The sequence below is a fragment of the Pontiella sp. genome (genome assembly GCF_041622395.1).
In the GTDB taxonomy this organism is placed as follows: Bacteria; Verrucomicrobiota; Kiritimatiellia; order Kiritimatiellales; family Pontiellaceae; genus Pontiella.
Map to the genome: position 1 here is coordinate 1 of NZ_JBFJYW010000066.1, position 13906 is coordinate 13906.

Sequence of the window (13906 nt, forward strand, 5' to 3'; positions counted from 1 at the left end):
AGCGATCCTCGGGCGCGGCCTGAAGTATCTTTCGACGGGCGAATTCCGGAAGGTGCAGCTTTGCCGTGCGCTGGCGGAAAAGCCCCGGCGGTTGATTCTCGACGAGCCCTTCGACGGGTTGGATGCGGCCTCGCAATCGGACTTGCGCGGCGTGCTCGAATCGCTGGCGAAGCAGGGGCTCCAGTTGGTGGTTCTGCTCAACCGGGTCGATGAAATCCCGGATGCGGCGGAGCGGATTTTCCTGATCGACGCGTTTGGTTTGGTGGATTCGGTCGAGCGGGGCGATGCGCTGGACCGTTTCTTCAAGGTGCAGGAGTTGCCGGACGAGCTTCCGGTTCCGCCGGAGCGCGACGTCTTGGCGCTGCCGCCGGGCGCACCGTTGATCGATATGAAAAACCTGCGCGTGGCCTATGGCGGCAAGGCGGTTTTCGAAGGGGTGGATTTCCGGGTCGAGCCCGGGCAACACTGGCAGGTCGCGGGGCCGAACGGCTGCGGCAAGACGACGCTGCTGGAAATGGTGACGGGCGACCATCCGCAGCTGTTCGCCAACGATGTGACGGTTTTCGGCATTCGGCGCGGCTCGGGCGAGAGCGTGTGGGACATCAAGAAGCATATCGGGCACGTGTCGTCGGCGGTGCAGGTGAACTATCGCGTTTCGGCGTCGGTGCTCGATACGGTCGTCTCCGGTTTTCACGATTCGATCGGCATCTACCGCCGGCCGTCGCCGGACGAAATCCGCTGCGCCCGGCAATGGTTGGCGATGCTGCATCTGGGCGACAAGGCGAAGCGGCCGCTTCGGTCGCTGTCGTACGGCGAGCAGCGCATGGTGCTGATTGCCCGCGCCATGGTGAAGCGCCCGGCCCTGCTGATCCTCGACGAACCGTGCCAGGGCCTCGACGAAGTCAACCGCCGCACCGTGCTGAAACTGATCGATCATATCGGCCAGCAAAGCGGCACGACGTTGCTCTACGTGACGCACCACGCAACGGACCAGGTTCCCTGCATCGCAAAAACGTTGGAGATGCGGGGGTAGCGGTTCTTGCCGACCGGGGGGTTGCGGAGGCTTGTAATCGTTTCCGGCGGCCGGCACATTGCATCCCTTGTAATTTTTTCCCGAGTACTCATTTGAAAGGACTGCCATGAATAAGAAAATGCTACTGTCGATCGTGTCAATTTGCGCGTTGCTCTCCAGCGGATGCGTGGGGGGTAAGCCGGCCCAGCCGTGCGAGGTGGTCATCGGTTCCCATGCCGCCGTCACGCCGGTTTCGCGCATGAAGCTGAAGTGGTGGGGGCCGCGCCACCAGGCCGTTCTGGATCGGGTTGCGCAGGGCAAGGTCGATCTGCTGATGATCGGCGACTCGATCACGCATGGATGGGAAGGGAGCGGCAAAGAGGTTTGGAGCCAATATTATGCGCCGCGCAACGCCGCCAATCTGGGCTTCAGCGGCGACCGCACCGAACATGTGCTCTGGCGGTTGGAAAACGGCGAGATCGACGGCATCCATCCCAAGCTGGCGGTGCTGATGATCGGGACCAACAATTCCAACGGCGACGAATACACCGCCGAGCAGATCGCCGATGGCATCAAGGCGATTGTCTGCTCGCTGCGCACCAAACTTCCCGAAACCAAGGTGCTGGTGCTGGCCATCTTCCCGCGCGGCGACGAGACGCGCAAAGCCAACAAAACGAGCAATGCCACCTATAACGCGCAGTGGGCCAAAAACGATAAGGCCAGCGAGCTCGCCGCGCAGGTCGCCGACCAAAAAACGGTCTTCTTTCTGGATATCAACCGCGTCTTCCTGAACGAGCAGGGCGAATTGCCCCGCGGAATCATGCCCGACCTGCTGCATCCCCAAGCCCAGGGCTATGCGCTTTGGGCCGAAGCCATGGAACCGACCATCGCCAAGCTCATGGGCGAGACGAAATAAATTGCCACGCGGGCGGCGCGCGGTTTTTGTGCATCCCCGACATTGGAAACGGGGGGTGTTCCTGTATAGTCCCGCCCAACATTTTCAGGAGACCAACATGGCAGAAAAAAAGATCCCGTTGAACAAGGAGTCGCTGGAGGCGCTGACCCAGCGTTTTCCGACCCCGTTCCACCTCTACGACGAAAAGGGCATCCGCGAAAATGCGCGGCGGCTCAAGGCGGCGTTTGCCTGGAATCCGGGCTTCAAGGAATATTTCGCGGTCAAGGCCGCGCCGAATCCGTATTTGATGAAGATCCTCAAGGCGGAGGGCTTCGGCTCCGACTGCTCGTCCTATCCGGAGCTGCTGCTTTCGGAGCGCGTCGGCGTGGTTGGGGAGGAGATCATTTTCACCTCCAACGACACCCCGGTCTACGAATACCAAAAGGCGAAGGACCTCGGGGCGATCATCAACCTCGACGACATCTCGCACATCGACTACCTCGAAAAAAACGTAGGGTTGCCGGAGCTGATCTGCTGCCGCTACAACCCCGGGCCGCTCAAGGGCGGCAACGCCATCATTGGCCATCCGGAAGAGGCCAAGTATGGCTTCACCCGCGAGCAGTTGTTCGACGGCTACCGCCTGCTGCGCGACAAGGGCGTCAAGCGCTTTGGCCTGCACACGATGGTGGCCTCCAACGAGCTCGACCGCAGCTATTTCGTCGAAACCGCGCAACTGCTGTTCGAGCTCGTGGCGGCGCTTTCGGCCGAGCTGGGCATCGAATTCGAATTCGTCAACCTCGGCGGCGGCATCGGGATTCCCTACAAGCCGGAAGACGAGGCGATCGATCTCGAAGCGCTGGGGCAGGAGGTCAAGGCCCTCTACGACGAGCTGATCGTCGGCAAAGGGCTGAAGCCGCTGGATATCCGCATGGAGTGCGGCCGCATGGTGACGGGTCCCTTTGGCTATCTGGTTAGCCGGGTGCTGCACAAAAAGAACACCTACAAGCAGTTCGTGGGGCTCGATGCCTGCATGGCCAACCTGATGCGCCCGGCGCTCTACGGCGCCTACCACCACATTTCGGTGGTCGGCAAGGAAGACGCCCCGTGCGACTTCGTCTGCGACGTGACCGGGTCGCTCTGCGAAAACAACGACAAGTTTTCGATCGACCGCGCCATTCCTCAGGTGGAGATCGGCGATCTGGTCGTTATTCACGACGCCGGGGCGCACGGCCACTCCATGGGCTTCAACTACAATGCGAAACTGCGCTCGGCGGAATTGTTGTTGCGCGAAAGCGGCGATGTAGTACAAATTCGCCGTGCCGAAACGGTCGAAGACCACTTCGCCACATTGGATCTCGATGGGCTGACGGCCTTCGAGGCGTAAGGAGACATTATGTATTTTTCAGGAGTATACACCGCACTGGTGACCCCGTTCGCGATGGACGGATCGGTCGACTTTGAAAAGCTGGCCGAGCTGGTCGAGTTCAATCTTGCCGGCGGCGTGGCCGGGCTTGTTCCGGTCGGGACGACGGGCGAATCGCCGACGTTGCGGACGGACGAGCATCTGCAGGTCATCAAGGCGGTCGTGGAAGCCGCCGCGGGCCGCTGCAAGATTGTGGCCGGCACGGGCGCCAATTCGACGGCCGAGGCGGTCGAACTGACCGAAGCCGCCAAGGCGTTTGGAATCGATGGCACGCTGCAGGTGACGCCGTACTACAACAAGCCGAACAATTCCGGCCTGATCCAGCATTTCAGCGCGGTGGCCGACCTCGGCATCCCGGTGGTGCTCTACAACGTGCCGGGACGCTCCGCGCGGGAGATTCCGCTCGAGGTGGTTGCCGAGTTGGCAAAGCATGAGCACATCGTTTCCATCAAGGAGGCGGCGGGTTCCGTTCAGCGCGTGACCGACATCAAAAAGCTGTGCGACATCGAAGTGCTCTCGGGCGACGACTCGCTGGCGCTGCCCATGATCAAGGCGGGGGCGCTCGGCGTCATCTCCGTGGCCTCGAACCTCATTCCGGCCGAAGTGTCGGCCTTGGTGGCCGCCGCGCTCAAAGGAAACTACGACGAGGCGCAGGCGTTGCACGACAAATTTGCGAAGACGTTCGACGATCTGTTCATTGACACCAACCCGATTCCGATCAAGGCGGCGATGGCGATGAAGGGCTTGATCAACGAGGTGTACCGTCTGCCGATGTGCTCGACGACCGATGAAAACAAGGCGGCGCTGCGCGCCACGCTCGAACATGCGGGGATTCTGTAATGGCGGTTAAAGTGGTTATTCTCGGGGCGGCGGGTCGCATGGGTAAAACCCTGATCCGTTGCATCATGGAAGAAAAGGTGCCGGGGCTGCAGCTCTACGGTGCGGTCGATCTGTTGGATGCGCCGGGCTTGAATACCGACGCCGGGGTGCTGGCCGGGACCAAGGCGGCTGGCGTCAACCTGACCGGCGATCTGGCGGCGGTCGGGCCGGGCGCCGACGTGATCGTCGATTTTTCGGGTCACTTCGGCGTTGCGGAAAACGCGCCGCGCATTGCCGAGTGGGGCACGGCCTGGGTGATCGGCACGACGGGTTTGAATGCCGACGAAGTGGCCGCGGTCGAAGCCGCGGCCGAGAAAACCGCCGTTGTGCTTTCCGGCAACATGAGCCTGGGCATCAACCTGCTTTGCCATCTGGTGGAACTCGGCGCCCGGTCGTTGAAGGACAAGGGCTACGACGTTGAAATCATCGAACGCCACCATAGCCTGAAAAAGGATTCGCCCAGCGGCACCGCGCTCATGCTCGGGCAGGCGGCGGCCAATGGATATGGCTGGGATTTGAAAGAGGTGCAGGTCGACGGCCGCACCGGGTTGCCGGGCGAGCGCCCGGAAAAAGAGATCGGTTTCCACGCCGTTCGCGGTGGCGACATCGTGGGCGACCATACGGTGATGTTGGCCGGGGTGGGCGAGCTGCTCGAACTCTCGCACCGCGCCACCAGCCGCGATGTCTTTGCCATCGGCGCCTTGCAGGCCGCGCTCTGGGTTGCGGAAAAGGACGCCCGGCTCTACACCATGAAAGATGCCATGAAGCATGTTCTTGGTTTGTGATCCGTAACGATTGGCTTGCGATGGCGGCGGTTGACTTCGGTTGGCCGCCGCTTTTTCATTCACGCCTCACGCCTCACGCCTCACGCCTCACGCCTCACGCCTCACGCTTCACCTTTCACGCCTCACGCCTCACGCCTCACGCTTCACCTTTCACGCCTCACGTCTCACGTGTCACATCCCTCGCGCAGCGGAAGCCGAGGTTGCCGGTCGAGGAGTCGGGCGTGTTGGAGGTCCGGGCGGCCACGCGGTAGCGGTTGCAGTAGGAGTCGTGGCAAAGATAGGAGCCGCCGCGGTTGCCGCGCCGCTCCCCGGATTCCGGGCCGGTGGGATTTACGCGCGGGCCGTGGAGGTGGTAGTCGGGGCTCCACCAATCGAATACCCATTCCCAAACATTGCCCGCCATGTTGTAGAGTCCGAAACCGTTCGGCTCATACGCATCGACGGGCGCGGTGCCGATGTAGCCATCCTCGCCGGAGTTGTAGTCCGGAAACTTGCCCTGGAAAATATTGCACCTGTGTTTTCCGCCCGGCATCAGCTCGTCGCCCCAGGCGTAGCGCTTGCCCGCCAGTCCGCCGCGCGCGGCATATTCCACCTCGGCTTCGGTCGGGAGCCGTTTGCCCGCCCATTCGCAATAGGCGAGCGCATCGCGGTAGGAGACGTGGACCACCGGATGCTTTTCAAGCCCTTCGAGCCCCGACTCCGGCCCGAAGGGGTGCGCCCAGTCGGCCCCCTCCACGTTATACCACCATTCCAGTCCCAACACGCTGCGGCCGAGCAAATCCAGCGTGCGCTTCTGGCTCGGGGAGAGCAGGAGGTGGAAGACATAGGAGGAGTTGAACTTTTGCGCATCGGTTTCATAGCCCGTGGCATCGATGAACGTGGAGAAATCGCCGTTGGATACGGCGCATTGGTCGATGAAAAAGGGGTCGAGCGTCACCTCCCGGACCGGGCCCTCGCCGTCGTCCGGATAGCCCGCGCCATCCTCGGTCCCCATCAGGAAGACGCCGCCGTCGAGGCGGACCATGCCATCGGTCGAGCCCGACCGGATCCGTTCAAACGGCTTGCCCCGTTGACCGCCCTCGCATCCGCACCGTTTTCCGCCCGGCGTGCAGCAGTTTGCCTTTCCCATCGTCGCCTCTCCTTAAATGTTACGGTTTTGGTCATATATCACCCGCCGCTGCCGTCAACCAGTCTAAAGATGCCGTGGGTTCGGCTCGTCGTGGAGAATTAAGAGGCGCGATCGTCAACGGGGATGCCCCTTTCCGCGATTGATGCATCCGATAGTTGTGTCGGGGAGTCCCTTTTCCTATATTCGAACGACATGAATACTTCGAATGAACCGTTGAGCGTGCGATTTGCGCGGGTGTATGGCAGTCCGGGGGAGGCGCCGCGTGTTTTGGGCCTGCTGCGGGCGTTCTGGCCACTGTTGGTCATCTGTTTCTTTACGGGCTACTTGCTGCGCGCATGGTTTCCCCGGCCGCAGCTCGGGGTCTCGGCGGTCGGAGTGTTGTTTTTTCTGGTGGCGGTCGCGGCCGCGATCCTGCTGGCGTGGGGCGACAAGCGGCTCGGCAATTTCCTCAAAGGTGCCAAGGGCGAAGAGTGGGTTGCGCACGAGCTGGCGTTTCTGAGTTCCGAATATACGGTGTTCAATGGGCTTCGGCTCGGCGGCGGGAAACAAAACTTCGACCACATCATCGTCGGCCCCGCCGGGGTGTTCGTGGTGGAGACGAAGAACTGGAAGGGTTCGGTCGAGTTCCACGACGGCAAGCTCTTCGCCGGGGGCAAGGAGCCTTCGCGTCCGCCGCTCAAACAGGTGAAGGCCGCGGCGGCGGAGCTGGTGGCGTTCATCGACGATGCCGGTTGCGGCGACCTGCCGATCCATTCCGTCCTCTGTTTCCTTGGCACGAAGCTACCGCAGGAAATCATGAATGTGAACGGGGTGGTGGTCTGCGCCGGAACCCGGCTGGTCGAGGTGCTGCAGGAGACCTTCGCCGATCCTGTTTCGATGGGCCTGCGCGAGCAGGTGGTGCATGAACTACGTAAAGTTATCGAATGATGCGTGAAACGTGATGGGCGGGGTTCTCGCTTCATCCGTCACCAACCATTCGTCGCGTAAACCGGAGGTGAAGTCATGAAAACATTGGTACCGATTGCCAACGGCTCGGAAGAGATGGAAGCCGTTATCATTATCGACACGCTGCGCCGCGCCGAATTCGACGTGACCGTGGCGAGCCTTACGCCGGGAACCATCGAGGCCTCCCGCGGCGTCAAACTGGTGGGCGATACGACGTGGGACCAGATCGATCCCTCGGAGTTCGACCTCCTGTTGTTGCCGGGCGGATTCGGCGGAACGATGGCGTTTTGCGAACACGCGGGCGTCCAGCAAGCGCTCAAGGATTTCAATGAAAAGAAAAAATGGGTGGGGTGCATTTGCGCCGCCGCGCTGGCGTTGAACGAAGCCGGGATTCTGGCGGGCAAAACGTTTACCTGCTATCCGGGGGTGGAAGAAAAGTTGCCGGCCGACGCCCAGCCCGTCGACGAGGCGGTGGTGGTCGATGGGCATCTCATCACGAGCCAAGGCCCGGGAACCGCTTTCGAGTTTGCGCTCAAGGTGATTGCCGAATGCGGAAGCCCGAACCTCGCCGCCGATGTCCGTGCCGGACTGTTGCTGTAGATAAACTTCGAAGGATTTAAATGACTATAAAACGCTTGTTCCCTGTATTGATGGGATGCCTCTCTCTCGCCGGTGTTGCCGGTGCCTCATCCGACAAAATCGATCCGTTGGTTTTCGCCCGTTTTGGCCGTGGGAACGAAGTCTCGGTCACGATTCTGTGTCGATCGCAGTTGCTGGACACCCCGGGGGGATTCGCCCGGTTTTGCGCGGAAAACGCCGCGCGCAAGCGCTCCGAGCTGCGCACGGACGTGGTCGGCCGGCTGAAGGCGCTGGCCGCCAACGGCGAACAAGAGGCCGTTTTAAAGTCGATCGGCGATGTTGCGGTGGATCGGCACTGGATCGTCAACGCCTTGACCGCCGAGCTGTCGCCGCGCACGATCGAGAAAATTGCCGCGCTCGACGAAGTGAAATATATCTATGCCGGGTTTTCCCCGGTGACCGCGCCCGGGGCCGGGCGCATCTCCGAGGTGATCCGGCCGCCGAAGCGCGAACCGTTCCGTATTGGAGACCGAACCGTTCCGTGGAATTTGAAGGGGATTGGCGTGCCCCGCGTCTGGGAAAAGAAAGACAATTTTGGCGACGGGATTGTGGTGGCGATGCTGGAACACGGCGTTGACTACACGCACCCCGACCTGCGGAACAATCTTTGGGTTAATGCCGGCGAAAAACCGAACAACGGCAAGGACGACGACGGCAACGGCTTGATCGACGACTACTACGGCTACAATTTCAGGACCGGTTCGTGCGAGGTGCGGGCCACCACCGCGCAACAGCATCATGGAACCATGACGGCGGGGATCGTTGCCGGCGACGGAACGGGGGGAACCATCACGGGGGTTGCCCCGCGCGCCCGGCTCATGCTGCTGTCCGGTAGCGGGGTCTATGCCTTCCAGTATGCGCTCGAGCAGGGCGCCGATGTGCTCAACATGTCGTTCAGCATTCCCTATCTCGGCAATGGCCGCGGCCTTTGGCGCCTGATGGCCGAGCATACGGTTTGCGCCGGATTGGTGCTGGTTTCGGGTTGCGGCAATTTCCAGCAGAAAGCGGAAATCCCGGTGCAGATCCGCATCCCCGAAGGCATTCCTTGCATCATCGGCGCGGGCGGGGTCGACCAGGAGATGAAGGTTCCGTCCTTCTGCTCGCTGGGCCCCGTTGAGTGGGCGTCGGTAAAGTTTTACGGCGACTATCCGCTTCCCGAGGGGTTGGTCAAACCCGATGTCTGCGCATTTCCGGGGGCGGGCTATCCGTTGCTCGGGGACGCCGGCGAGGACTACATCAATAACCGCCGGGGAAATTCCTTCAGCAGCCCCCATGTGGTTGGCGTCGCCGCCCTGATGCTTTCCGCCGCCCCCGAGTTGCCCGCTTGGCGCATTCGGGAGTTGCTGGAAGAGACCGCCAATGACCTGCCCCCGCGTGGCAAGGATCCGCGGACCGGGGCCGGGCTGGTCGACGCGTGGGCCGCCGTTTCCGCCGCGGAAGCCGCCGCCCATCGGTAATTCCGGCCAGGCGAGGGACCAAGAGCGGCCGCGCAGGCGTGCCGCTTTCCCTCCGGGCACAAAAAAAGCGACCCGAGGGTCGCTTTCACACCGCCGAGGCGTTCGGTTAGCCGGCGGCGATTGCGTCAACCGGGCAAGAATCGGCGCAAGCGCCGCAATCGGTGCACTTGGCGGCATCGATTACAAACTGATCGTCGCCCTGGCTGATGGCTTCCACCGGGCAGGTGGACTCGCATGCGCCGCAGGAAATGCACTCGCTGGAAATTACATAGGCCATGGTTTTTCTCCTTGTTGTTTAGATGTTTTCTGAATGAAAGGGGCGTAATATACCAGCAAAAACCTTGATTACACCATCAATTGTGCGCCATAAACGTGTTTATATATAGATTCAATCCAAAGATGAAGGTGCGTGAAACATGAGTGTGGCTGAAAAGAATCTGCCCGAGGAGGTCCGGCAGTCCGTCGATGAGGCTTGGCCGCTTTTCGTGGATTTCCTCAAGAAAAAGGATGCGCGTGTGACCCAGGCGCGGAAGATTGTTTTAACGCAGGTATTTTCGCGTCATGACCATTTTTGCGCCGATGATTTGGCCGCGCAGCTTTCGAGCGGGATGAACCATGTGAGCCGCGGCACCGTGTATCGAACCTTGGCCTTGATGGAGGAGGCGGGTTTGGTCCGTGTGATCCGCGATACGGATGTGCATGCGCACTACGAGCATACCTTCAACCATCCGCACCACGAGCATATGATCTGCGATTCCTGCGGGCAATTCATCGAGTTCACGGACGATAGCATCATGGAGCTCATTGCCCAGGCGTGCAAGCGGATCGATTTCAAGGAGCGGACGCACCGGATCGTTGTGTTCGGCACCTGTGCCTCGTGTTCGGAAAAAAACGCATAGCCCGGATTCCTGAAACCCGATGGCCGGCAAAGGGCTGCGTCAACGACCGGGCTTGTGCTAGGCCTGCGGTTTCTGCTTCTCGATCTCGGCTTTGAGTTCCCGTAGCTCGCAAGAAGGGCACTGCACCTTTTCGCCCTTATAGACCACGCAGTCGTGATCCCCGGAACAGCCGGGCTGCTTCTTCCGCAACCGGTTGATGAGGGCGAGGATCCCAAGCGGAACCGCAACGAAAACCAGTACGACTGAAAACAAGGTGAGAAAAGGGGTCATTGTTTACCTGTTAATTATGCCGCGCCGATTCGGAGCAACACTTGACACTTACCCTGAGCTGATTGATACTTCAACCCCTTTTGTTTAAGGAAAGATTTGTGCCCGATGCTTTTGTCGGAGTGCCATTGATGGATTTATGAGAAAAAAACGCCAAAATAGCAGTCCCGATCACGGAACGGTCGGGTTCGATCACCTTGCAACGAGCGCCGATCTGTATTCCAGCGGGACTCCGGCAGAGCAGCCCCTCTACGATAACCGGCGAGTTTCGGATGCGGGGCATGTCCACAAGACCGGGCGTCATCAGGCCGTGGTCGGGCGTCGCAAAGAAACCGCTGATCCGCGCGAAAAGATGGCGTTGCTGGCCATTCTCAAGTCCGTGATCGTGATCCTGTTGCTGATGATCACCTTCTTCCTGTTGTGGAAGGGGATCAAGCTCTACGAGGAAAAGGTCTGGATGGAAACCCAGGGCGAAAAAGAGTTGTCGCCCGTTCTCCGCGATGTGGTGTTGATCGAGGAGATCGATATCGCCAAACAGGATGCCGAGAAAGTATTTGCCGAACGGATCAAGGTCTGGAGAGAGTCGCAGCGCCTGATCGGTTCCGTGGACACGCTGTTGGCCCGCGGCAATATCGATCAAGCCATCAAGCGTTGCCAAGATGCCTTGTTGCTCGATCCCGCCCACTCCGGCGCCCTGGAACGGCTGGGGGAGCTTTACTTCGAGAAGGGACTCTTTATCGAATCCGTCAACTCCTACATCCGTCTGTTGAGCGTTGACCCTTCCCGCGAGGATTTGCAGGTCAAGCTCATCCAGTCGCTGGATGCACTGGGCGATTCCAAGTCGGTTGTTTTCATGGCGAAATGGTATCAGGAGGACAACCTCTACAACGAAGACGTGCAGCGTTTTCTTGCCAATGCCCTTTTTGTGCAGAAGCAGTTTGCTGAGGCCGCGAAGGCGTATGAACGCGTGCTCGTGGACAATGCGAACGATATCGTGGCGCGGGAGAAACTGGCCGATAGCTATATGCAGCTCGAACAGTACGACAAGGCGCTTACAACGCTCGAGACGCTGCGGGTCTCGAACTACCGCGAACAGCGGTACTACTACGGTATTGCCGTCTGCAACGCCCAGCTGCGAAACAGCGAGGAAACGGTGCAGGCCCTCGGCAAGGCCGCCCATCTCTTCGGCCAGAAGGTCGTGGTGGCTTGGGTTAAGGACCCCAAGCTGGATCCGGTTCGCGAGGACCGTGCCTTCCAGGCCTTCGCCGACCGCGTGGGCGGCGAGGAATTCCGCAAATGGCTTGAGCAGATGGCCAGGACCATGGACGGTCCCGAGCGCGAGGAAGTGACGCCGCAGCTCAAGCTGCCGACGACCGAGACCATCGATGCGGAATTGCTGCAACCTCGCAAGTAGCCATCCGGCTTTTGGGGATTCATGAATATTCTGTTCGTATCCTATGGGGAATTGTCGCTTGGCAAAGGGGCCTTGCGCTCCTTCTGCATGATCCGCACGCTTGCCGAGGCCGGTCATCGGATCGACATCGTGGCGGCGCGCGTCGAATTTCCGGAACATCCCAATGTGCGGGTGCTGTCGGGGGACGGCGCTGCGCCGCTTTCAAAGCCGCGGATCCGCCTGGCGGCGCTGCGGGCCTCCGGTCGGCAAACCTACGACTGCATGCACGCCGTCGACGATGCGGTGGTCTTCGTTTCAAGGGTCGTGCGGTTTCGCAAATCGAAGCTGATCTACGATGCCTCCCGCTGTTTTACCGGAAGCGTGGGCTCCGAGCCCTCGGTGCTCTACAAGCTGTTTCCCCGCCATTTCCGTCAGCTCGAGAAAAAAATCCTCACCCAGGCCGCGGCGGTTCTGGTCCCGTGTCCGGTGCTGAAATCCGATCTGCGGAACCTTGAACGGAATGCGGCCATCGTCCAGATTGAGGACGTTCCGGCCCAGTCGCTGTTTGCCGGATATCAAATTGAGCGGGCAACCCTGATGGAGCGCTTCGAAGGGGTTGCGTCGTCGTGGGTCGTTTGCAGCATCCTGCCGGGCAATGCGAAGGAGTTGCGCAAATTGCTGGTGGCGGCGCGGAAGGTGATCGAAACCGTTCCGGATGCCGCCTTCTTTTTCAAGGGAGACCTGGTGGAGGAGGCCGAAAAGCTGGCGGCCAATCTTGATATCCGCGGGCGCTGCTCCTTTTTGGCGGCCGATGAAACCGCGGAATTCCTGGCCGCGCTCGAGCTGGCCGATGCCGCGATGCTTATGCCGCAATCGGCCAGCCGCTACATCCACCACGAGGTTTTCACGCTGTTGCATTCGCCCGCGCCGCTTGTTGCGATCCAATGCTCGGCCTATGAAAAAATACTGACCGACCGAAACAGCATCCCGGTGCTTCCGAGCTCGGAGTCGATTTCCGAAGGCCTGCTGCGGGCCCTCCAGGAACCGCTCTTCTCCCTCGGGATCGCGCTGGAAGGGCAGCAGCTGGTTGCCGGAAAGTTCACGTTTTCGAGTTTCAAGCACAAGCTCCGCATGGCATACCACGAGGCGCTGAAAAAGAAATAGGAGGCCCCAATCAACCAGATGGCTCCAACGACGGTCGTCGTACGGCGTCCGGTTGTCGGTGTGGCGTGCGCGGTGGCGGGCGGAATGCTGCTGGCATCCACGGGAGTGCTTCCCATCGGTTTCTTCTTTTTCGTTTGCGTATTCCTGCTGGGCTGTATCGGGGTGATTCCGGCCTGCCGCACCTCCGGCCTGCCAATTTTCATGCTAGTGGCCGGGGTGGCCGCCTGCCGTTTTATGGTTGCCGTACCGACCGTTTCGCCGTCCTCGATCCATGGAATGGGGGAGGCGCTGGCGGGGGCGCAATGCCGGGTGGTCGGGAAGGTCGCCGGAACCCCCGAATTCCACCCCTACGCCTCGGGCAGCCGCGGCGCTTGGTCGTTCCCGTTGCGCATCGAAGGGATCGGCCGCACGAACCAATGGATCAGATGCCGCGGCGAAATCGATGTGCGCTTCAGCGGAACCGGCTCCCGGTCTTCGTTTCGCCGGGGCCAGCGTATCGTCGTGGCGGGGCTGCTGGACCGCAATCTGTTTCCGGGCGGCCACCCGTTGCGGCTCGATGCCGCGCAAGGCCAGGACGTGGAAATCCTTGCGCCGCCCGGCCGCTTTTCCCCGTTGGAGTGGGGGCGCGCCTGGCGCGAGGCGGCCGCGGCACGGCTCGAGGTCGATATCGAAACCCTGCCGCTTCAGCAAGCGGTGCTGAAGGCGCTGGTGCTCGGCTATCGAAAAGAGATGCCGCAGGAAACCATCGCCAAGTTTCGCCGCACCGGATCGGTGCACATCTTCGCCATTTCGGGGCTGCACGTCGGCATTGTCGGGCTGTTGCTGATGTTGGTGCTTAAAACCGTCGGCATTCCCCGCGACTGGCTGGGCATCTGGTTGATCCCCCTGCTGCTGGTCTACGTGGTCTCGACCGGGATGAAGTCCAGCGCGCTGCGCGCCTTGGCCATGGCCGCCGTATTCCTGCTGGCGCCGCGCTTCCGCCGCAAGCCGGATATCCCGTCGTCGGTCGCTCTCGCCGC

The 13906-nt window shown here is 61.0% G+C and carries 15 protein-coding genes; 12 read left to right on the forward strand and 3 right to left on the reverse strand.

The window, feature by feature from the left end; genetic code table 11:
- The 5 genes from ABYO54_RS05615 to dapB form a co-directional block, all read left to right on the forward strand.
- Window positions 1-1033: ATP-binding cassette domain-containing protein (locus ABYO54_RS05615; RefSeq protein WP_372807262.1), on the forward strand; the 1033-nt coding region annotated here is incomplete at its 5' end.
- A 106-nt stretch (window positions 1034-1139) separates the two neighbouring features.
- Window positions 1140-1928, forward strand: coding sequence for a platelet-activating factor acetylhydrolase IB subunit (locus ABYO54_RS05620; RefSeq protein ID WP_372807263.1), 789 nt, complete (start codon window positions 1140-1142; stop codon window positions 1926-1928).
- Window positions 1929-2025: 97 nt separating this feature from the next.
- The gene (locus tag ABYO54_RS05625) at window positions 2026-3291 is read left to right on the forward strand and encodes a diaminopimelate decarboxylase (protein WP_372807264.1); all 1266 of its coding nucleotides are present in this window, start codon (window positions 2026-2028) and stop codon (window positions 3289-3291) included.
- 9 nt (window positions 3292-3300) lie between these two features.
- A complete protein-coding gene (gene dapA / locus ABYO54_RS05630; RefSeq protein WP_372807265.1) occupies window positions 3301-4170 on the forward strand; it encodes a 4-hydroxy-tetrahydrodipicolinate synthase in 870 nt (289 codons plus the stop codon).
- Window positions 4170-4994 (forward strand): 4-hydroxy-tetrahydrodipicolinate reductase, encoded by an 825-nt coding sequence (gene dapB, locus ABYO54_RS05635; protein ID WP_372807266.1) that lies wholly within the window; start codon window positions 4170-4172, stop codon window positions 4992-4994. The genes dapA and dapB overlap by 1 nt, the downstream gene beginning before the upstream one ends.
- 157 nt (window positions 4995-5151) lie before the next feature.
- On the opposite strand, the gene ABYO54_RS05640 is transcribed toward dapB, so the two are convergent.
- Window positions 5152-6123 carry a formylglycine-generating enzyme family protein gene (locus ABYO54_RS05640; protein ID WP_372807267.1) on the reverse strand — a complete coding sequence of 324 codons (972 nt, stop codon included), beginning with the start codon at window positions 6121-6123 and terminating at the stop codon, window positions 5152-5154.
- Between the two features lie 192 nt (window positions 6124-6315).
- On the opposite strand from ABYO54_RS05640, the gene ABYO54_RS05645 reads away from it, so the two are divergent.
- The 3 genes from ABYO54_RS05645 to ABYO54_RS05655 all read left to right on the forward strand — a co-directional run bounded on the left by ABYO54_RS05645 (window position 6316) and on the right by ABYO54_RS05655 (window position 9164).
- Window positions 6316-7050: a nuclease-related domain-containing protein gene (locus tag ABYO54_RS05645; RefSeq protein WP_372807268.1), complete on the forward strand. Its 735-nt coding sequence runs from the start codon at window positions 6316-6318 to the stop codon at window positions 7048-7050.
- Window positions 7051-7125: 75 nt separating this feature from the next.
- Window positions 7126-7668 carry a DJ-1 family glyoxalase III gene (locus tag ABYO54_RS05650; protein WP_372807269.1) on the forward strand — a complete coding sequence of 181 codons (543 nt, stop codon included), beginning with the start codon at window positions 7126-7128 and terminating at the stop codon, window positions 7666-7668.
- 20 nt (window positions 7669-7688) lie between these two features.
- Complete coding sequence (locus ABYO54_RS05655) at window positions 7689-9164, forward strand: S8 family serine peptidase (protein ID WP_372807270.1); 1476 nt, start codon at window positions 7689-7691, stop codon at window positions 9162-9164.
- Window positions 9165-9270: 106 nt separating this feature from the next.
- Here ABYO54_RS05655 and ABYO54_RS05660 read toward each other — a convergent pair whose 3' ends face one another.
- On the reverse strand, window positions 9271-9441 hold the full coding sequence (locus ABYO54_RS05660; protein WP_372807271.1) for a DUF362 domain-containing protein: 171 nt from the start codon (window positions 9439-9441) through the stop codon (window positions 9271-9273).
- 139 nt (window positions 9442-9580) lie between these two features.
- Between ABYO54_RS05660 and ABYO54_RS05665 the strand changes: the two genes are divergently transcribed.
- Window positions 9581-10063 (forward strand): Fur family transcriptional regulator, encoded by a 483-nt coding sequence (locus tag ABYO54_RS05665; protein WP_372807272.1) that lies wholly within the window; start codon window positions 9581-9583, stop codon window positions 10061-10063.
- A gap of 57 nt (window positions 10064-10120) precedes the next feature.
- On the opposite strand, the gene ABYO54_RS05670 is transcribed toward ABYO54_RS05665, so the two are convergent.
- Window positions 10121-10333, reverse strand: a complete 213-nt coding sequence (locus ABYO54_RS05670) for a hypothetical protein (protein ID WP_372807273.1) — start codon at window positions 10331-10333, stop codon at window positions 10121-10123.
- Window positions 10334-10469: 136 nt separating this feature from the next.
- Between ABYO54_RS05670 and ABYO54_RS05675 the strand changes: the two genes are divergently transcribed.
- The 3 genes from ABYO54_RS05675 to ABYO54_RS05685 form a co-directional block, all read left to right on the forward strand.
- Window positions 10470-11744 (forward strand): tetratricopeptide repeat protein, encoded by a 1275-nt coding sequence (locus tag ABYO54_RS05675; RefSeq protein WP_372807274.1) that lies wholly within the window; start codon window positions 10470-10472, stop codon window positions 11742-11744.
- 21 nt (window positions 11745-11765) lie between these two features.
- The gene (locus tag ABYO54_RS05680) at window positions 11766-12887 is read left to right on the forward strand and encodes a hypothetical protein (protein ID WP_372807275.1); all 1122 of its coding nucleotides are present in this window, start codon (window positions 11766-11768) and stop codon (window positions 12885-12887) included.
- An 18-nt stretch (window positions 12888-12905) separates the two neighbouring features.
- The coding region (locus tag ABYO54_RS05685; protein WP_372807276.1) for a ComEC/Rec2 family competence protein at window positions 12906-13906 on the forward strand (1001 nt) is incomplete at its 3' end.

Bases quoted from the DNA above. Each gene is read 5' to 3' on its own strand.
- ABYO54_RS05620 (WP_372807263.1), top strand. From the start codon at position 1,140: ATGAATAAGAAAATGCTACTGTCGATCGTGTCAATTTGCGCGTTGCTC.
- ABYO54_RS05625 (WP_372807264.1), top strand. From the start codon at position 2,026: ATGGCAGAAAAAAAGATCCCGTTGAACAAGGAGTCGCTGGAGGCGCTG.
- dapA (WP_372807265.1), top strand. From the start codon at position 3,301: ATGTATTTTTCAGGAGTATACACCGCACTGGTGACCCCGTTCGCGATG.
- dapB (WP_372807266.1), top strand. From the start codon at position 4,170: ATGGCGGTTAAAGTGGTTATTCTCGGGGCGGCGGGTCGCATGGGTAAA.
- ABYO54_RS05640 (WP_372807267.1), bottom strand. From the start codon at position 6,123: ATGGGAAAGGCAAACTGCTGCACGCCGGGCGGAAAACGGTGCGGATGC.
- ABYO54_RS05645 (WP_372807268.1), top strand. From the start codon at position 6,316: ATGAATACTTCGAATGAACCGTTGAGCGTGCGATTTGCGCGGGTGTAT.
- ABYO54_RS05650 (WP_372807269.1), top strand. From the start codon at position 7,126: ATGAAAACATTGGTACCGATTGCCAACGGCTCGGAAGAGATGGAAGCC.
- ABYO54_RS05655 (WP_372807270.1), top strand. From the start codon at position 7,689: ATGACTATAAAACGCTTGTTCCCTGTATTGATGGGATGCCTCTCTCTC.
- ABYO54_RS05660 (WP_372807271.1), bottom strand. From the start codon at position 9,441: ATGGCCTATGTAATTTCCAGCGAGTGCATTTCCTGCGGCGCATGCGAG.
- ABYO54_RS05665 (WP_372807272.1), top strand. From the start codon at position 9,581: ATGAGTGTGGCTGAAAAGAATCTGCCCGAGGAGGTCCGGCAGTCCGTC.
- ABYO54_RS05670 (WP_372807273.1), bottom strand. From the start codon at position 10,333: ATGACCCCTTTTCTCACCTTGTTTTCAGTCGTACTGGTTTTCGTTGCG.
- ABYO54_RS05675 (WP_372807274.1), top strand. From the start codon at position 10,470: ATGAGAAAAAAACGCCAAAATAGCAGTCCCGATCACGGAACGGTCGGG.
- ABYO54_RS05680 (WP_372807275.1), top strand. From the start codon at position 11,766: ATGAATATTCTGTTCGTATCCTATGGGGAATTGTCGCTTGGCAAAGGG.